Source organism: Xanthomonas cucurbitae (assembly GCF_002939885.1).
Lineage (GTDB): Bacteria > Pseudomonadota > Gammaproteobacteria > Xanthomonadales > Xanthomonadaceae > Xanthomonas > Xanthomonas cucurbitae.
Genome location: NZ_MDED01000008.1, coordinates 74,275 through 89,591, shown reverse-complemented (window position 1 = coordinate 89,591; position 15,317 = coordinate 74,275). Strand labels below are relative to the sequence as shown.

Annotated in this window: 14 protein-coding genes and 1 tRNA gene; 10 read left to right on the top strand and 5 right to left on the bottom strand. The window is 67.1% G+C overall.

Annotation, left to right across the window (positions count from 1 at the left end):
• Position 1: 1 nt before the first annotated feature.
• From XcuCFBP2542_RS06420 to XcuCFBP2542_RS06385, 8 genes are all read left to right on the top strand, one after another.
• Positions 2 to 793 (top strand): WecB/TagA/CpsF family glycosyltransferase, encoded by a 792-nt coding sequence (locus XcuCFBP2542_RS06420; RefSeq protein WP_104602780.1) that lies wholly within the window; start codon positions 2 to 4, stop codon positions 791 to 793.
• A gap of 137 nt (positions 794 to 930) precedes the next feature.
• Positions 931 to 1,944: a TraB/GumN family protein gene (locus XcuCFBP2542_RS06415; RefSeq protein ID WP_104602779.1), complete on the top strand. Its 1,014-nt coding sequence runs from the start codon at positions 931 to 933 to the stop codon at positions 1,942 to 1,944.
• A gap of 242 nt (positions 1,945 to 2,186) precedes the next feature.
• The gene (locus XcuCFBP2542_RS06410) at positions 2,187 to 3,185 is read left to right on the top strand and encodes a 3-oxoacyl-[acyl-carrier-protein] synthase III C-terminal domain-containing protein (protein ID WP_104602778.1); all 999 of its coding nucleotides are present in this window, start codon (positions 2,187 to 2,189) and stop codon (positions 3,183 to 3,185) included.
• Positions 3,185 to 4,033, top strand: coding sequence for an MBL fold metallo-hydrolase (locus XcuCFBP2542_RS06405; protein ID WP_104602777.1), 849 nt, complete (start codon positions 3,185 to 3,187; stop codon positions 4,031 to 4,033). Before XcuCFBP2542_RS06410 ends, XcuCFBP2542_RS06405 begins: the two co-directional genes overlap by 1 nt.
• A complete protein-coding gene (locus tag XcuCFBP2542_RS06400; protein ID WP_104602776.1) occupies positions 4,030 to 4,989 on the top strand; it encodes an NAD-dependent epimerase/dehydratase family protein in 960 nt (319 codons plus the stop codon). Before XcuCFBP2542_RS06405 ends, XcuCFBP2542_RS06400 begins: the two co-directional genes overlap by 4 nt.
• Positions 4,980 to 6,131 carry a glycosyltransferase gene (locus XcuCFBP2542_RS06395; RefSeq protein ID WP_104602775.1) on the top strand — a complete coding sequence of 384 codons (1,152 nt, stop codon included), beginning with the start codon at positions 4,980 to 4,982 and terminating at the stop codon, positions 6,129 to 6,131. Before XcuCFBP2542_RS06400 ends, XcuCFBP2542_RS06395 begins: the two co-directional genes overlap by 10 nt.
• Positions 6,109 to 6,720, top strand: a complete 612-nt coding sequence (locus tag XcuCFBP2542_RS06390) for a hypothetical protein (protein ID WP_104602774.1) — start codon at positions 6,109 to 6,111, stop codon at positions 6,718 to 6,720. The genes XcuCFBP2542_RS06395 and XcuCFBP2542_RS06390 overlap by 23 nt, the downstream gene beginning before the upstream one ends.
• Positions 6,710 to 7,963 (top strand): glycosyltransferase, encoded by a 1,254-nt coding sequence (locus tag XcuCFBP2542_RS06385; protein WP_104602773.1) that lies wholly within the window; start codon positions 6,710 to 6,712, stop codon positions 7,961 to 7,963. Before XcuCFBP2542_RS06390 ends, XcuCFBP2542_RS06385 begins: the two co-directional genes overlap by 11 nt.
• A gap of 111 nt (positions 7,964 to 8,074) precedes the next feature.
• Here the strand turns inward: XcuCFBP2542_RS06385 and dxs are convergent, their stop codons facing one another.
• The 5 genes from dxs to XcuCFBP2542_RS06360 form a co-directional block, all read right to left on the bottom strand.
• Positions 8,075 to 9,991 carry a 1-deoxy-D-xylulose-5-phosphate synthase gene (dxs, locus tag XcuCFBP2542_RS06380; RefSeq protein WP_104602807.1) on the bottom strand — a complete coding sequence of 639 codons (1,917 nt, stop codon included), beginning with the start codon at positions 9,989 to 9,991 and terminating at the stop codon, positions 8,075 to 8,077.
• Between the two features lie 332 nt (positions 9,992 to 10,323).
• Entirely contained in the window at positions 10,324 to 10,980 is a 657-nt protein-coding gene (locus tag XcuCFBP2542_RS06375; RefSeq protein ID WP_104602772.1) for an HNH endonuclease, read from the bottom strand.
• A gap of 524 nt (positions 10,981 to 11,504) precedes the next feature.
• Positions 11,505 to 13,298 carry an acyl-CoA dehydrogenase C-terminal domain-containing protein gene (locus tag XcuCFBP2542_RS06370; protein WP_104602771.1) on the bottom strand — a complete coding sequence of 598 codons (1,794 nt, stop codon included), beginning with the start codon at positions 13,296 to 13,298 and terminating at the stop codon, positions 11,505 to 11,507.
• A 38-nt stretch (positions 13,299 to 13,336) separates the two neighbouring features.
• The gene (locus tag XcuCFBP2542_RS06365; protein WP_104602806.1) at positions 13,337 to 13,813 is read right to left on the bottom strand and encodes an LEA/WHy family protein; all 477 of its coding nucleotides are present in this window, start codon (positions 13,811 to 13,813) and stop codon (positions 13,337 to 13,339) included.
• Positions 13,814 to 13,901: 88 nt separating this feature from the next.
• Positions 13,902 to 14,438 (bottom strand): lipocalin family protein, encoded by a 537-nt coding sequence (locus XcuCFBP2542_RS06360; RefSeq protein WP_104602770.1) that lies wholly within the window; start codon positions 14,436 to 14,438, stop codon positions 13,902 to 13,904.
• 178 nt (positions 14,439 to 14,616) lie between these two features.
• Here XcuCFBP2542_RS06360 and XcuCFBP2542_RS06355 point away from each other — a divergent pair.
• Positions 14,617 to 14,692: transfer RNA gene (locus tag XcuCFBP2542_RS06355), tRNA-Phe, on the top strand.
• 269 nt (positions 14,693 to 14,961) lie between these two features.
• Entirely contained in the window at positions 14,962 to 15,237 is a 276-nt protein-coding gene (locus XcuCFBP2542_RS06350) for a hypothetical protein (protein WP_104602769.1), read from the top strand.
• Positions 15,238 to 15,317: the final 80 nt, after the last annotated feature.

The window sequence follows — 15,317 nt, the reverse complement described above, 5'->3', positions numbered from 1 at the left end:
GATGATGCAAGGCCAGCGCATGCAGATGGACACAACGCCCGCCGCCGTCGAGGCACCGCCGGGCGTGGTGATTCCACTGGGCGGCTTTCCGGTGCTGTCCACCACTCAGGAAGCCTTCGCGGTGGACCTGTTCCAGGCGTTGGCGGCGCAGCAGCCGCGCCGGGTGTTCTTCGCCAACACCAATTTCATCGTGCAGTGCCAGGCACTGCGCAAACGCATGCGCGAACCCAGTGTGCGCATCGTCAACGATGGAATCGGGATGGATCTGGCGGCACGGCTGATTCATGGGCGCCGGTTTGCCGGCAATCTCAACGGGACCGACCTGATCCCGTACCTATGCCGGCACAGTGCGCAGCCGCTGAAGTTCTTTCTGCTGGGCGGGCAGCCCGGTGTCGGCAAGACTGCTGCGGCCACCTTGACCGACTCCCTGGGACAGCAGGTGGTTGGCATCTGCGACGGGTATGGCGAATTTGCCGCCGCAGGCCAGGGCCTGGCCGAGCGCATTAACCGCTCCGGCGCGGACGTGCTGCTGGTGGCATTCGGCAATCCGTTGCAGGAACGCTGGATCCTCGACCATAGCCACGCATTGCGGGTGCCGTTGGTCTTCGGGGTAGGCGCATTGCTCGACTTTCTTTCCGGCACCGCCAGGCGCGCGCCGGACTGGGTGCGCCGCCTGCACATGGAGTGGATGTACCGCCTGCTCAACGAGCCGCGTCGCCTGCTCAAGCGCTATAGCTGGGACCTGCTGGTGTTCTTCCGCACCTGTCTGCGCGCGGGCAAGCAGTTGCCCTAATCCACGGCGTGCGCTGCTGGTCCAGCATGCGGGGATGCAGCGTCGATGGCATGTCTTGCTGCCGTGGCACAACGCTTCCCTAACGCGGCGGGTGCTGGCTTCACGTAATGTCCGCCTCACACAGGGGGCGATGCGCGATGCGACACAGGGCAGCGGGATGGGGAGTCGGCATGATGCTGGTATCGCTGCTGGCGGCGGCCAGCGAAACGCTGCCGCCGAAGACGGCGCCACCACCGCCGGTGGTAGATCTGGAAGCGATGGTGGTCCGCGGCGTGCAGCCCGGGCCGGGCCTGTGGAAGGTCAGCAAGGGTGACCACGTGTTGTGGATCCTGGGCACGCAGTCGCCGTTGCCCAAGCGCCTGCAATGGCAATCGAGCGAAGTGGAAACCATCATTGGCCAGTCCCAACAGGTGCTGATGGCGCCGACCGTACAAGTCGATGCGGACATGGGGTTCTTCGGCAAACTCACCTTGCTGCCGTCGGCGATGAAGGCGATGAAGAACGCCGATGGCCGCGAACTGCGCGAGGTATTGCCGCCCGATCTGTACGCGCGCTGGCGTGTGGCCAAGGCCCGCTACATCGGCGACGACCGCAGCGTGGAGCGCAAGCGCCCGATGCTGGCCGCTGGCGAGTTGTACCAGGTGGCGCTGAAACGCTCGGGCCTGGCCCGCTCGCCGGTGATCTGGTCGGTGGTGGAGCGCGCCGCCAAGCGCGCGGGCATCAAGCCGACACCCACCGCGTTGGACTACAAGATCACCGACCCGCGGCAGGCGCTCAAGGAATTTCGTGCTGGCGGCATGGACGACACTGGCTGCTTTCGCAGCATCCTGGTGACGGTGGAGCGCGATCTGCCCACCATGGTCGAACGCGCCAATGCCTGGTCGGTGGGCGACATCGAGGCGTTGCGCCAGTTGCCGCGCGAAGATCCGCAGGCGGCGTGCATGAGCGCGATGGCCAGTTCCGGGGCGGCCAGGAAACGCGGTATCGACGATCTGGAGCGGCGCATGCGCGAGCATTGGCTCGGCATCGCCAGTGCCGCGTTGCAGCGCAACCGCAGCACCTTCGCGGTGTTGCCGATCAGTCGCTTGACCGCGCCCGATGGGTATCTGGCCCGCCTGCAGGCGCTCGGCTACGAGGTGGAGGCGCCTTGATCGCCTGACGCATCGGGTGGTACACGTCTGCACGCGCGATTGCCTGCTGCAGTCCGCCGGCGATGTCGTTGTGCAGTGGTTGCAGCCGTTTGAAGCGGCGCTTGTCGCGCCCGGTCGCCGGAGCCGTGTCGCGCGCCTCCCGGATGGCACTGCGATCGCGCAGGGCGACTGGTCGTGCGGGGGTTAGGCCGGCCGTTGCTGCCACGGTATGCTGCGCGCCTTGTTTGCCGAGAGCTTTCGTGTTGAACGCATTGCCGCTGCGCATCCTGGGTACTGGACGCCATGTCCCGGCGCGCGAAGTCACTTCACTCGCGCTGGACGCGCGCTGGCAGTTGCCGGCCGGAACCACGGCCGCACGCCTGGGTGTGGTGACCCGTTATTACGTGGGCGAGGGCGAAACGGCATCGTCGATGGGAGCGGCCGCAGCGCGGCAGGCGTTGAACACTGCCGGCATCGACGCAACCCAGATCGATTGCCTGATCTCGGCCTGTGCGGTCATGGAGCAACCGATTCCCTGTCAGGCGGTGCTGATCCAGCGCGCATTGGGCTTGGGCGATTCCGGCATTCCCGCCTTCGATGTCAATGCCACCTGCCTGAGCTTCCTGGTGGCGCTGGACATGGCCGCCAGTGCGCTGGCCCTGGGCCGCTACCGGCGCGTGTTGATCGTCTCCAGCGAAGTGGCATCGGCCGGGCTGGATGATGCCGTCCCCGGCACTGCGGGATTGTTCGGTGATGGCGCTGCCGCGGTCGTGGTTGGGTGCAGCAGTGCAGGCCAGGACTCGGCGTTGCTGTCCAGCCGCCTTGCCAGTTATGGCAACGGCGCGGACCTGTGCCGCATCGGCGGCGGCGGCACCCGCGCGCCGCACGGAGAAGCAGGCGCACCCGCGGCCTCGCGCCTGTTCTGGATGGATGGCCGCGGCGCGTACCGCTTTGCCGCGCGTCACCTGCCAGCGTTCTGGACGCAACTGCTGGACGAGGCGGGGGTTGCGGCCACCGCGTTGCGCTGGCTGGTGCCGCACCAGGCCTCCGGTGGTGGCCTGGAGCATGTGGTGCGGGCGCTGGGGCTGCATGCCGAGCAGGTGGTGCGCATCCTGCCGACCACCGGCAACCAGGTGGCCGCCTCGTTGCCGCATGCCCTGCATCATGCCGTGGTGGATCGGCAACTGCAGCGCGGCGAGCTGGTCGCCTTGCTCGGCACCGGCGCCGGCTTGGCGATCGGCGGCATGGTGTTGCGCTACTGATGGCGCCGCGCGTTTCCCTCGACCTGCTGCGCATCGGCCATTGCCGGCATTGCGAGCGCATGGTGCGCGCCGATGGGCATTGGCATGCGGTCGAGTTTCCGGCCTTGAGCGTGCTGATCCGGCATCCGCAGCGCGGCGCGCTGCTCTACGACACCGGCTATGCGGAGCATTTTTTCCGCGCCACCGATCCGTGGCCGGAACGCCTGTATCGCTGGACCACGCCGGTGACGCTGCCGGCGCACGAAACCCTGGGCGCGCAACTGGCGCGTCGCGGCGTGCAGCTGGACGAGATCGCCTGGTGCCTGGTGTCGCATTTCCATGCCGACCATATCGGTGGCCTGCGCGATCTGCCGAACGCGCGTTTCATCTGTCTGCGCGCGGACTATGCGCAGATGCGCCGCTGTTCGCGGTTGGGCGGGTTGCGCCGCGCGCTGTTGCCGCAGCTGCTGCCGGCCGATGTCGATCGGCGCATGCAGTTTGCCGAACAGGCGCCGCAGCGTGCATTGACCGGTGCCTGGCAAGGCCTGGGCATTGCCTACGATCTGTTCGAAGACGGTAGCGTGCTCGCTGTGCCGCTGCCTGGCCATGTGCCGGGGCAGATGGGGCTGTGGCTGCGCGATCAACAGGACCGCGAGGTGTTGCTGTGCGCAGATGCGGTGTGGTCGTCGGCAACCTGGAAGACACTGCAATGGCCGGCCTGGCCCACACGCCTGGTGATGCACGACTGGCCCGCCTTCCAGCGCACCGTGCGGCAGCTGCACGGCCTGTCGCAGGCGCATCCGGAGCTGGTCATCCTGCCTTCGCACTGCCAGCCCAGTCTTGACCGTTATCAACCGGAGTGGCGATGAGCTTGCGCATTCTCGTGACCGGTGCATCCGGTTTTGTCGGCGGCGCATTCCTGCGGCGTTTCCAGGGGCGGCCCGGTGTGGAGATCCATGGCATCGGTCGGCGCGCGAGCGCGCTGCCCAACTATCACCGCATCGATCTGAGCCAGCCGTTCGCGCTGGACTGGCAGCCGGATGTGGTGATCCATGCCGCCGCGCTGGCGTCGCCGTGGGGAACGCGCGCGCAGTTCCTCCAGCACAACGTGCAGGCCACCGCCAACGTCATCGACTTCTGCAGGCGGCACGGTTGCCCGCGCCTGCTGTATGTCTCGTCCAGTTCGGTGTTCTATCGCGAGGAACATCAGTACGACCTGGAGGAGGACAGCCCGATCGGCCCGGCCTTCGTCAACACCTATGCGCAGACCAAGTACCTGGGTGAAACGCTGCTTGAGACGTATCCGGGCCAATGGTCAGTGTTGCGCCCGCGCGCGGTGTTCGGGCCTGGCGATACGGTGTTGTTCCCGCGCGTGATCGCGGCGGCCCGCAAGGGCGCGCTGCCGCGGTTTGTCGGCCAGACCCAGCCGGTGATCGGCGATCTGATCTACATTGATGCGCTGTGCGATTACCTCTACCGCGCCGCCACCGCAGCGCAGCTGCAGCGCGCCTACAACCTCACCAATGCGCAGCCGGTGGATTTGCAGCAGCTGTTGCTGGATGTGCTGGCACGCCTGCACTTGCCGCTGCCGCAGCGCGAGGTGCGCATCGGCACGGCGCTGCGCATGGCCAGCGTGGTGGAGGGCGCGTATCGCTTGCTGCGGTTGCGCAGCGAGCCGCCGATCACGCGCTTCGGCGTGGGCGTGTTCGCGTATTCCAAGACCTTCAATCCGCGGCGCACGCTGGCCGATCTGGGGCCGCCCAGTGTCGGTCTGGACGAGGGCGTGGAGGCGTTCGTCCGCTGGCAGGCGGCGCAATGGGCCTAGTGTCGGCCCTGGCTGCGCTCTATCTGGTCTTGCTTATCGTCAAGACCGCAGCGGCGCTGTGGGTGATGCACCGCGCACGCATGGCGCCGTTGCATGGCGCTGCAGCCCGCCAGGCGGATGTGGCGATCCTGCAGCCCATCCTGGGGGGCGACGCGCAGTTGCAGCAGGTGCTGGCCGCCAACCTGCAGGCGCTGCCGCAGGCGCACTTCCTGTGGCTGCTGGACGCGGACGACCGCGCTGGCAATACGGTGGCTGATGCGCTGGTGGCGCTGTATCCGCAGGTGCGCATCACCCGCATGCAGGTGCCCGCTGCGCCGCCGGATCTCAATCCGAAGGCGTGGAAGTTGCAGGCGGCGCTTGCGCAGCTGCAGGCGCCGATCAGTCTGGTGCTGGATGACGATGCGCAGTTGAGCGCTGCTGCGCTGGTGCAGTTGCTGCGCGATCTGCAGCACGCCGACCTGGTCACCGGGTTGCCGTATTACCGCGATAGCGACACGCTGGCCGGGCGGCTGCTGGCGCAGTTCGTCAACAACAATGCCGCGCTCACCTATCTGGGCTGGCTGCCGTTCGCCGCGCCGCTGACCATCAACGGCATGTGCTACGCCGTGCGGACCGAGCGCCTGCGTGCCTGGGGCGGTTTTTCCGGCCTGCTGGACCAGCTCACCGACGATCTGGCCGTGGCCGCCCTGGTGCGCCAACGTGGTGGCCGCATCCGGCAATCCACCGCCCCGGTGGCGATGCGCACCGCCATGCCGGATCTGCCCAGCTATGCCCGTCAGATGCATCGCTGGATGCTGTTCGCCTTGCTCCTGCTGCGCCGTCAGCGCATCGGTATTGCCGCTGCCATCTCGGTGCTGCAGGGATTGCCGCCGGTGGTGTTGGTGGCCCTGTTGCTCGGCATCTGCGTGCAGCCCGGTGGCTGGTCCATCGCATGCGGGGCGACGCTCTTGCTGCTGCGCGCGCTGCTGCTGTGTGTGGTGCAGTGGCGCAGCACCGGTGCGGTACGTCACCGGCCGGTGTTGTCGGTCCTGGCCGAATGCCTGCAGCCGCTGCACCTGCTGCACGCGGCCTGCATACGCAGCATCGCCTGGCGCACGCGGCGTTACCGCGTGCTGGCAGATGGTCGCTTCCGTGCGCACTGAGGCGCCAGCGGTGCAGATCGCCTTTCTCACCGGGCAGAGCGATCCGGCGAGCTGTGCGTTGAGTGCGCAGCAACGCGATTTTCTGCAGCAGCTGCACGGCGATGGCCGGCAGTTGATCGCATGCAATTACCCGTACCGCAGCGACATGGCGCCGCACCGTCGCGTTGCGCTGTGGCGCGCCAGTGTCTCCAACGCACGCCATTACCTGGCCGCGCGTGCTGCGCGCGTGGCGTATAGCGATCGCATGAGCGTGCAGGCCCTGCTTGCGCAGGCGCCGATGACGGTGCTGCTGGCCGGCAGCTGCGGGTTGCAGCTGCTCACTGCGCTGCAGCTGCCGCAGGAGCTGCGCGCGCATCTGGCGGTGTTCGCCTACGGCCCGGTCTGCCGCAACCCGGCCACGTTCGCGCAGTTGCATAGCGTGCAAGGGCGCAGCGACTGGATTTCGCGTGCGTTGTTTCGCGGGCCGGTGCAGCTGGCGCCGGCCTGCGGGCATCTGGATTACCTGACCACTGCGAAGGTGCTGTCCGAGTGCCAGGCCTTCGTCGCCACGGTCCAGCAGACGCTGCGGGGCAGGGTGCATGCGCATTGATCTGGTCGCCCCGCCGTACAGCGGGCATCTGCATCCGATTCTGGCCATCGCCCGGCAGCTCGCGCCGCACCACGATGTGCATGTGGTCAGCACGCCTGCTGCACAGGCGCGTATCCAGGCATGTGGATTGCGCGGCGCCGGCGTGCTGGATGCGCAAGCCGACCGTGTGTTGCTGGAGATCGCCAACCCGCCGCATGCGGTCGGGCATCACCCCGTGCGTCTGCGCCGGCAGCTGCACGACGCACTGGGATTGATGGCGCAGGTGGGCGATGCGTTGCAGGCGCGTTGGCGCACGCAGCGGCCGGACCTGGTGATCGTCGATTTCACCCTGCCCAGTGCCGGGCTGGCGGCGCAGGCGATGGGCATCGCCTGGTGGACCAGCATGCCGTCGCCCTGCGTGATCGAAACCGGCGACGGGCCACCGGCGTACTTTGGCGGCCTGCTGCCTGCGACCACGCTGCGCCAGCGTGCCTGGCATGCGATCGCCCGGCGGCTCACCCGCGGCTTCAAGCGCAGCCTGCATGCCTGCTACCGGCGGCAGATGCGGGCCTGCGGATTGCCGGCGCTGTATCGCAACGATGGCAGCGAGGCGGTGTATTCGCCGCAGTGCATCCTGGCCTTGGGCGTGCCGTCATTCGAATTCGCGCAGCGCTGGCCGGCTGCGCTGCGCTTTGTCGGGCCGCAGTTGTGCACGCCCCCGTCGGCCGTGCAGGCACCGGAATTCATCGCCGGGCGGCGGCATGTGCTGGTGACCCTGGGCACGCATCTGCAGTGGGTCAAGCAGCGCATGGATGCGGTGCTGCGCGCGCTGGCGCCGCAGTTTCCCGAGGTGGTGTTCCACTTCAGCGATGGCGACACCGCCGCGCCGCCGCAGCCGGCATACGGCAATTATCGGCGTCTGCCCTACGTGGACTACGCGCAGCATCTGCATCGCTATGCGCTGGTGGTTCACCACGGCGGTGCCGGCATCCTGTACGCCTGCCTGGAGGCGGGATTGCCGGCGATCGTGTATCCACTGGACTACGACCAGTTCGACCACGCCGCGCGGTTGCAGGCTGCCGACGCGGCATGGTGGCTGCGGGAGCTGGACGGGCTGCCGGCGCTCGTGCGCGAGGCACTCGCGTGTGCCGAGCCGGGCCCGGGGGTGCGTCGGTTGCAGATGGAGCTGCACGACATGCAGGCGCGTGGCCGCATCGTGGAGCTGGTAGAAACTTTTCAGCGCACCGGTTCGGTGACAGCGTAGATTTTCAGGCGGCAGGTTGGCCAACGAAAAAACCGGCCTCCGCAAGGCGTCTGCCGGTTCCTGTGCAACGGCCACTCCTCAATGGTTGCGGCGTGGCGTTGTCAGATGAATTCAGCCCGCTGCGGCATTCAACGCCGGTGCGCTGGTGGCCATCAGCTGCGGCCAGCGCTTGAGCACGGCGGCGCGGATGCCAGCCTGGTCGATACCGGCTTCGGCCAGCAGGTCTTCGCGGCTGGCGTGGTGCTGGAAGCTGTCCGGTAGGCCCAGGTGCAGCATGGGCATGGTGATGGCTTCGGCGTTGAGCAGCTCTGACACGCCAGAGCCTGCGCCGCCGGCCACCACGTTGTCTTCGATGGTGACGAAGCCGTCGTGGGTCCGGGCAAGCTCCAGCAGCATTGCCTTGTCCAGCGGTTTGACGAAGCGCATGTTGACCACGGTGAGGCCGAGTTCGCGGCCCACCGCCTCGGCAGCGTCCACGCACGCGCCAAAGCCCAGCAGGGCCAGACGGGTGCCGCTGTGGCGCAGCTGCGCCTTGCCGATCGGCAAGGTGGCCAGCGCGGCATCCAGCGCCACGCCTGGGCCGGTGCCACGCGGGTAGCGCACCGCGGCCGGGCCGGCGTAGTGCACGCCGGTGCTCAGCATCTGGCGGCATTCGGCTTCGTCGGCCGGTGCCATCACCACCATGTGCGGCACGCAGCGCAGGAAGCTCAGGTCCAGATTGCCGGCATGGGTGGCGCCATCCGGGCCGACCACGCCGCCGCGGTCGATCGCGAACAGCACGTCCAGCTGCTGCACCGCCACGTCGTGCACCAGCTGGTCGTAGCCGCGCTGCAGGAAGGTGGAATAGATCGCCACCACCGGCTTGGCGCCTTGGGTCGCCATGCCGGCGGCCAGCGTCACGGCATGCTGTTCGGCAATTGCCACATCGAAGTAACGCTGCGGGTACTCCTTGCTGAAACGCACCAGCCCGGAGCCTTCGCGCATTGCCGGGGTGATGACCAGCAGCCTGGGTTCGGCAGCGGCCATGTCGCAGACCCAGTCGCTGAAGACATCGGTATAGGTCGGCTTCTTGGTGCCGGTCTTGGCGACCAGGCCCTTGCTCGGGTCGAACGGGCCGACCGCGTGATACCCGATCTGGTCGCCTTCGGCCAGCTCGTAGCCCTTGCCCTTGGTGGTGATGACGTGCAGCAGCTGCGGGCCCTTGAGGGTCTTGAGCGTCTTCAGCGCGCCGACCAGGCCGGGCAGGTCATGGCCATCGATGGGGCCGGTGTAGTGGAAGCCCATTTCCTCGAACAACGTGGACGGCACGAACATGCCTTTCCAGTGTTCTTCCCAGCGCCGCACGAAGCGCGCGGTGGGATTGTTCTTCTTGTCGCCGAGGATCTTCTTGCCGCCCTCGCGGATGGCGTTGAGGGTGCGGCTGCCGCTGGCACGGCCGAGCATCTTGGTCAGCCCGCCCACCGCTTCGGAGATCGACATGCGGTTGTCGTTGAGGATCACGAGCAGGTTCGGCTCCGGATCCATGCCACCGGCATGGTTGAGCGCCTCGTAGACCATGCCGGCGGTCATCGCCCCGTCGCCGATCACCGCCACCACCTTGCGGTCGTCGCCATTGCGCTGCGCGGCGATCGCCATGCCGAGCGCGGCCGAGATCGAGGTGGACGAATGGCCAACGCCAAAGGTGTCGTAGATGCTCTCTTCGCGCTTGGGAAACGGCGCCAAGCCGTCCTTTTGCTTGACCGTGTGGATCTGGTCGCGCCGCCCGGTGAGGATCTTGTGCGGATAGGTCTGATGCCCGACGTCCCACACCAGCTGATCGACCGGGGTCTGGTAGAGGTAGTGCAGGGCAACGGTGAGTTCGATCACGCCCAGGCCAGCGGCAAAGTGCCCGCCGCTCTTACCCACCGATTCGATGAGATAGGCGCGCAGCTCCTCGGCAATGGACGCAAGTTCGGCCTCGTCGAAGTGGCGCAGGTCGTCGGGGGTCTGAATGCGCGACAGGCGCGGGTAGCGGGTGGAGTCGATCATCATCGTGTCAATATTCTGAAGCCGTATTGTCCTCCCCATGCGAAGGCCCGGCAAGCAAACCGGTTCAGCTATCGGCGGGCGGTGCGGACCGTGCGGCCCACTGCTGCTGGCCTGCGTTGCGCGCGCAGGCGCCTGCGGCCATCTGCCGCACCCCTATTGTCGGCGCGCGTCAGAGGATGGTTTGCGTGCATACCGGATTGCCGCAGGAACGGTGAACGGCGGGTTGCCCAGGTCGGGCAGCGAACAAGGTGATTGGTCGGCCGTCTACCCCGATGCGGTGATCGGGTGGGCAGGCGCAACCACCCGCCGCGCGGGCAACGCCAATGCAATGGCTACAGCGACAGCTTGGAGCGCTTGGGCAGCTGCGCGCGCAGGAATGCCATCTGGTCGGACAGAATGTTGCGGTTGGACAGGATCAGGTGCTCGATCCAGCTCGGCCGGTAGGGCACCGCCAGCAAGGGCATCTGTGCCTGCTGCGGCGTGCGGTTGGCCTTGCGCGAATTGCACTGGAAGCAGGCGGTCACCACGTTCTCCCAGGTGTCGCGCCCGCCCTTGGAGACCGGCATCACATGGTCGCGGGTCAGGTGCGGGCGGCTGAAATGCTGGCCGCAGTACATGCACAACTGCGCATCGCGCGCGAACAGGGCGGTATTGCTGAGCGTGGGCGTGGGGTCCAGCGCACGCGAACGGGCGTGGCCGCGCGCGGCGATGATCGGGTGCAGCGCCAGCGTGCTGCGTTTGCCGGTCAACCGCGAAATGCCGCCGTGGATCTGCATGCACGGCTCGCCCAAGGTCCAGGACACCGCGTCGCGGGCATACAGGCAGGCGGCGTCCTGCCAGTTGATCCAGTCCAGTACCCGGCCATGCGCATCGAGCGAGAGCAGGCGGAGGGAGGGCAGTTGCTGGATTGCAGCGACAGCGTTGCCCGCGACCGGGGCAGGGCTGCCTCCGGGGACGATCACATCACCTACGTGCGTGTCTGTCTCCATCGGGAAAACAGCTTATACCCGATCGTTGACAGTTTGTGTATCGCAGCGAACGGCTTTGGCGCGTGTCTTGCGGTCAGTGGCTCAGCCAGTAGTGACCTGGCCGCGTTGATGGCTTTGGTGACCCGTAGGAGCGCACCCGGGCGTGAGGCTTTGCCAATCGATATGGCCCTGGTCGCGGCCAGGTCCGCTCCTACAATGGCGGCAGCGCCCACGATGCTTGGTCTGTAGGAGCGCACCCGGGCGCGATGCTTTACCGATCGATATGGCCCTGGTCGCGGCCAGGTCCGCTCCTACGAAGTCGGCAGCGCCCGCGATGCTTATCTGTAGGAGCGCACCCGGGCGCGATGCTTTACCGATCGATATGGCCCTTGTCGCGGCCAGGTCCGCTCCTACGACAGCGGCAGCGCCCGCGATGCTTGGCTGTAGGAGCGCACCCGGGCGCGAGGCTTTACCGATCGATATGGCCCTTGTCGCGGCCAGGTCCGCTCCTACGACAGCGGCAGCGCCCGCCATGCTGATGTCGCTCAGGCTTCGCCGAACAGCGCTGCGTCCAGCGACATCAGTGGTGCGGCGCCGCTGCGGAGGGTGGCGGCGTGGGTCAGCGTACGCGGCAGGATACGGGCGAAATAGAAACGTGCCGTCTCGCGCTTGGCATGCTTGAAATCGTCGCCATGCGCGGAGGCATCGGCGGCGGCCACGCTGCGCGCCCACCAGTAGGCCAGCACCACGTAGCCGGAATAGAACAGATAGTCGTAGCTGGCCGCGCCCAGTTCGTCGGGGTTGCGTGCGGCGCGGTCGAGCACGTCGCGGGTCAGCATGGCCCATTCGCTGGCCTTGTCGCGCAGCGGCTTGATGAACTCGGCCAGTGCCGCGTTGCCCTCCTGCGCCTTGGCGAACGTGTCCACCTCGGCCAGGAACAACTTGAGCCCGGCGGCCTGGCTGGCGGCGGTCTTGCGGCCGATCAGGTCCAGCGCCTGGATGCCGGTAGTGCCTTCGTAGATGGTGGTGATGCGGGCATCGCGGGCCAGTTGCTCCATGCCGTATTCGCGGATGTAGCCGTGGCCGCCGAAGCACTGCAACGCGTGGTAGGTATTCTCGATCGACCATTCGGTCTGGCAGGCCTTGGAGATCGGGGTGAGGAAGCTCACCAAGGTCTCGGCATCATGGCGTTCCTGCGCGCTGGCGCCACGGTGGGCCAGATCGACCAGGCTGGCCGCGTGCAGTGCCAGCAAGCGGCTGCCTTCGGTCAGCGACTTGATGGTCAGCAGCATGCGGCGCACGTCCGGGTGCACGATGATCGGGTCGGCCGGCTTGTCGGGTGCCTTGGCGCCGCTGAGCGCACGCGACTGCAGCCGCTCGCGGGTGTAGCGCAAGGCGTTCTGGTAGGCCCGCTCGGACAGGCCGACACCCTGCAAACCGACGCTCAGGCGCGCGGTGTTCATCATGGTAAACATCGCCTGCAGGCCCTTGTGCGGCTGCCCGACCAGATAGCCCTGGGCGCCCTCGAAGTTCATCACGCAGGTCACCGAACCCTTGATTCCCATTTTGTGCTCGATGGAACCGCAATGCAGCGCATTACGCTCGCCCACCGTGCCATCGCGGTCCACCTTGAACTTGGGAGTGACGAACAGCGAGATGCCTTTGGCGCCGGCCGGGGCGTCGGGCAGCTTGGCCAGCACCAGATGCACGATGTTGTCGGTGAGGTCGTGTTCGCCGGCAGTGATGAAGATCTTGGTGCCGGTGATGGCGTAGCTGCCGTCGGCATTGGGCTCGGCGCGGGTCTTGAGCAGGCCCAGGTCGGTGCCGCAATGCGGTTCGGTCAGGCACATGGTGCCGGTCCAGCGGCCGTCGACCAGCGGCTTGAGGAACGCTTCCTGCTGCCAGGCCTCGCCATGCTGGCGCAGCGCCTCGGTGGCGCCATGCGAGAGCAGCGGGAAGTTGCCCCAAGCCAGGTTGGCGGCATTGATCATTTCGTTCAGCGGCACGCCCAGCAGGTGCGGCATGCCCTGGCCACCGAATTCCGGCTCGGCAGTCAGCCCGTTCCAGCCGCCTTCCACGAACTGATCGTAGGCGGCGCGGAAACCGGGCGGGGTGGTCACCGCGTGGGTGCTCTTGTCGAACGCACAGCCGATTTCGTCGCCTACGCTGTTCAGCGGCGCCAGCACCTGGGCGGTGAAGCGGCCGGCTTCTTCCAGTACGGCATCGATGATGTCCGCACTGGCCTCGGTGTAGCCGAGCCGGGCGAACAGGGCTGGTGCGCCCAGGACGTCGTGCAAGGCGAAACGGAAGTCGGTCAGCGGGGCGGTGTAGCTGCTCATGCGGAGTCCTTCGAAGATGGTGCGAGAGGGCGTGCGCGTCAGCGCAGCACGCCGTTGAGGCCGGGGGCCGGGCTGAGCGTGTTGCGCGCTTCCACCGCGAACTCGCGTTGTTTCTTGTCCTGCGGGGTCGCCCAGACGGTGCCCTTGAGGGTGTACGGAAACGAACGGCCACCGGCCAGGACATCGGCCACGGTGAGTCGGCCCAGCGAGGTGGGTTGCAGGCTGACCGTCACCACATCCGCGCTTTCCGGGCCAATGGAGATGCCCACGGCCTGGTCGAGCTTGCCGGCCACCTGGTCGCCGGCGGAGATCTCCAGTACCACGCGTTCGAACTGCATCGGAATGCTGCTGTAGTTCTGCAGGCGCAGCTCCAGCGACCACGACCCGTCCGCGCGCACGGTCAGTTGCTGGATGCGGGCAGCCGGTTCGGAGACGCGGCGGACCTGGCCGCCGCAAGCACTCAACAGCAGGCCGCAGGTCAACGACACGATCAGGAGGCGATAGGCACGGCGCATGCGGCAGAAATCCTTGGCGGCTTGGGCGGCACCAAGAATACTACGCAGTCCGTGCATCGCCGCGCCGCTGCGCGGCGGATTGCCGGCATTACTGCAACGGTGCGGCCACGATCAGCGGCGACAGGTCGTAGCCCATCTGTGTGGCCTGCGCCTTGAGTTGCTCGAATCGGGCGCGCGACATCTGCGGCGAGCGCGACAGAATCCACAGGTAGTTGCGGTCCGGCTCGCCGACCACTGCCCATTGATAGTCTGGATCGAGGGCGATCACCCAGTAGTCGGCCCATACCAGCGGCAACCAGCTCAGCCATTCCGGGGCGAAGCGCACCTGCAGCTGGCCGGGTTGGCCCTGCACCGGGCGCGCCACGCCGTCGGCCTGCGCCAGCGCGCCGTCGGCGGTTCGGCAAGCGTTGCGCACGCCGATCAGGCCATCGTCGCGCAGCGTGTAGCTGGCGGTGATGTCGCTGCGGCATTTCTTCTGGAACGACACCGGCAGGTGCGCGATCTCATGCCACTGCCCGGCGTAGCGCGACAGATCCAGCTGAGGTACGGCACGCACCGGCTGCTGCGCGAGTGCCGTCACAGGCAGCAGGACGAGGCATGACAACAGCAGGCGGGGCAGGTGCATGGCGATCTCCGGTGGATGCGCGCAGGCTAGGCCATGGCCCCGGCTGTGCGGCGTGAACTGGTGCAATGCACCCGTGGCGGTGGCGGCTTGCAGCGGAGTTGGTCACAACGCTTGCTCAAACCGCGCCTGCTCGCTATGATGCGCCTCCTCGCAACGCAGGCAGCATTGTTGCGATAGTGGCCGAGTAGCTCAGTTGGTAGAGCAGGGGATTGAAAATCCCCGTGTCGGCGGTTCGATTCCGTCCTCGGCCACCATTTTCAAGTATTGCAGCGCAGGCGTTCCGCCCCTTCTGTGCGCTGTTGATCCCAACGTCTTCGGATTGATGTGAGCCGACCCTGCACCTGGTGCCGGAAGATCGGTCTGCCGTTGTTCCTGGCTGCGTGCAGGTGGGGTGTGCAGCGCCCCATCGATCGAGTGACCACTAATGCACTACGCGGCGTCATCTGCGAACGCAGGGGGCCTGCGATGGCATCGGCCGCGGCTTGCACGCCTTCTTCAACCGTGGGCGGCGATACTCCTGCCCATGACCCATAAGACGCTTCGACGCACCTTGATCCACGGCTACTGCGGTGAATTCCGCGTGGAGACGATGGAAAGCCAGGCCCCCGAGCAAACCCAGTGGTTCTCGACGGCGTTCATCTACCACCGGGACCGCTCGGCGCCAGTCGCCACGATCGATGGTGCGGGCGCGGGGGACTACCGTGGCGATGCACGCGAACAGGCCTTGAGGGTGGGGTGCTGTCTTGCGGAAGTCCTGGACCCCAAGGAATACCGGACCCTGGAAACGCACGGCGGCTGAGCGCGTAGCTTCAACTCAGGTAAGCGGTCATCGCCACGCGTGGCAGTGCCGACGTGATCCGGACGCATCGCGGCTGGTGC

Excerpts from the sequence above, each read along its gene's own strand:
- XcuCFBP2542_RS06420 (WP_104602780.1), top strand. The coding sequence starts at position 2 with ATGATGCAAGGCCAGCGCATGCAGATGGACACAACGCCCGCCGCCGTC.
- XcuCFBP2542_RS06415 (WP_104602779.1), top strand. The coding sequence starts at position 931 with ATGCGACACAGGGCAGCGGGATGGGGAGTCGGCATGATGCTGGTATCG.
- XcuCFBP2542_RS06405 (WP_104602777.1), top strand. The coding sequence starts at position 3,185 with ATGGCGCCGCGCGTTTCCCTCGACCTGCTGCGCATCGGCCATTGCCGG.
- XcuCFBP2542_RS06400 (WP_104602776.1), top strand. The coding sequence starts at position 4,030 with ATGAGCTTGCGCATTCTCGTGACCGGTGCATCCGGTTTTGTCGGCGGC.
- XcuCFBP2542_RS06395 (WP_104602775.1), top strand. The coding sequence starts at position 4,980 with ATGGGCCTAGTGTCGGCCCTGGCTGCGCTCTATCTGGTCTTGCTTATC.
- XcuCFBP2542_RS06390 (WP_104602774.1), top strand. The coding sequence starts at position 6,109 with ATGGTCGCTTCCGTGCGCACTGAGGCGCCAGCGGTGCAGATCGCCTTT.
- XcuCFBP2542_RS06385 (WP_104602773.1), top strand. The coding sequence starts at position 6,710 with ATGCGCATTGATCTGGTCGCCCCGCCGTACAGCGGGCATCTGCATCCG.
- dxs (WP_104602807.1), bottom strand. The coding sequence starts at position 9,991 with ATGATCGACTCCACCCGCTACCCGCGCCTGTCGCGCATTCAGACCCCC.
- XcuCFBP2542_RS06375 (WP_104602772.1), bottom strand. The coding sequence starts at position 10,980 with ATGGAGACAGACACGCACGTAGGTGATGTGATCGTCCCCGGAGGCAGC.
- XcuCFBP2542_RS06370 (WP_104602771.1), bottom strand. The coding sequence starts at position 13,298 with ATGAGCAGCTACACCGCCCCGCTGACCGACTTCCGTTTCGCCTTGCAC.
- XcuCFBP2542_RS06365 (WP_104602806.1), bottom strand. The coding sequence starts at position 13,813 with ATGCGCCGTGCCTATCGCCTCCTGATCGTGTCGTTGACCTGCGGCCTG.
- XcuCFBP2542_RS06360 (WP_104602770.1), bottom strand. The coding sequence starts at position 14,438 with ATGCACCTGCCCCGCCTGCTGTTGTCATGCCTCGTCCTGCTGCCTGTG.
- XcuCFBP2542_RS06350 (WP_104602769.1), top strand. The coding sequence starts at position 14,962 with ATGACCCATAAGACGCTTCGACGCACCTTGATCCACGGCTACTGCGGT.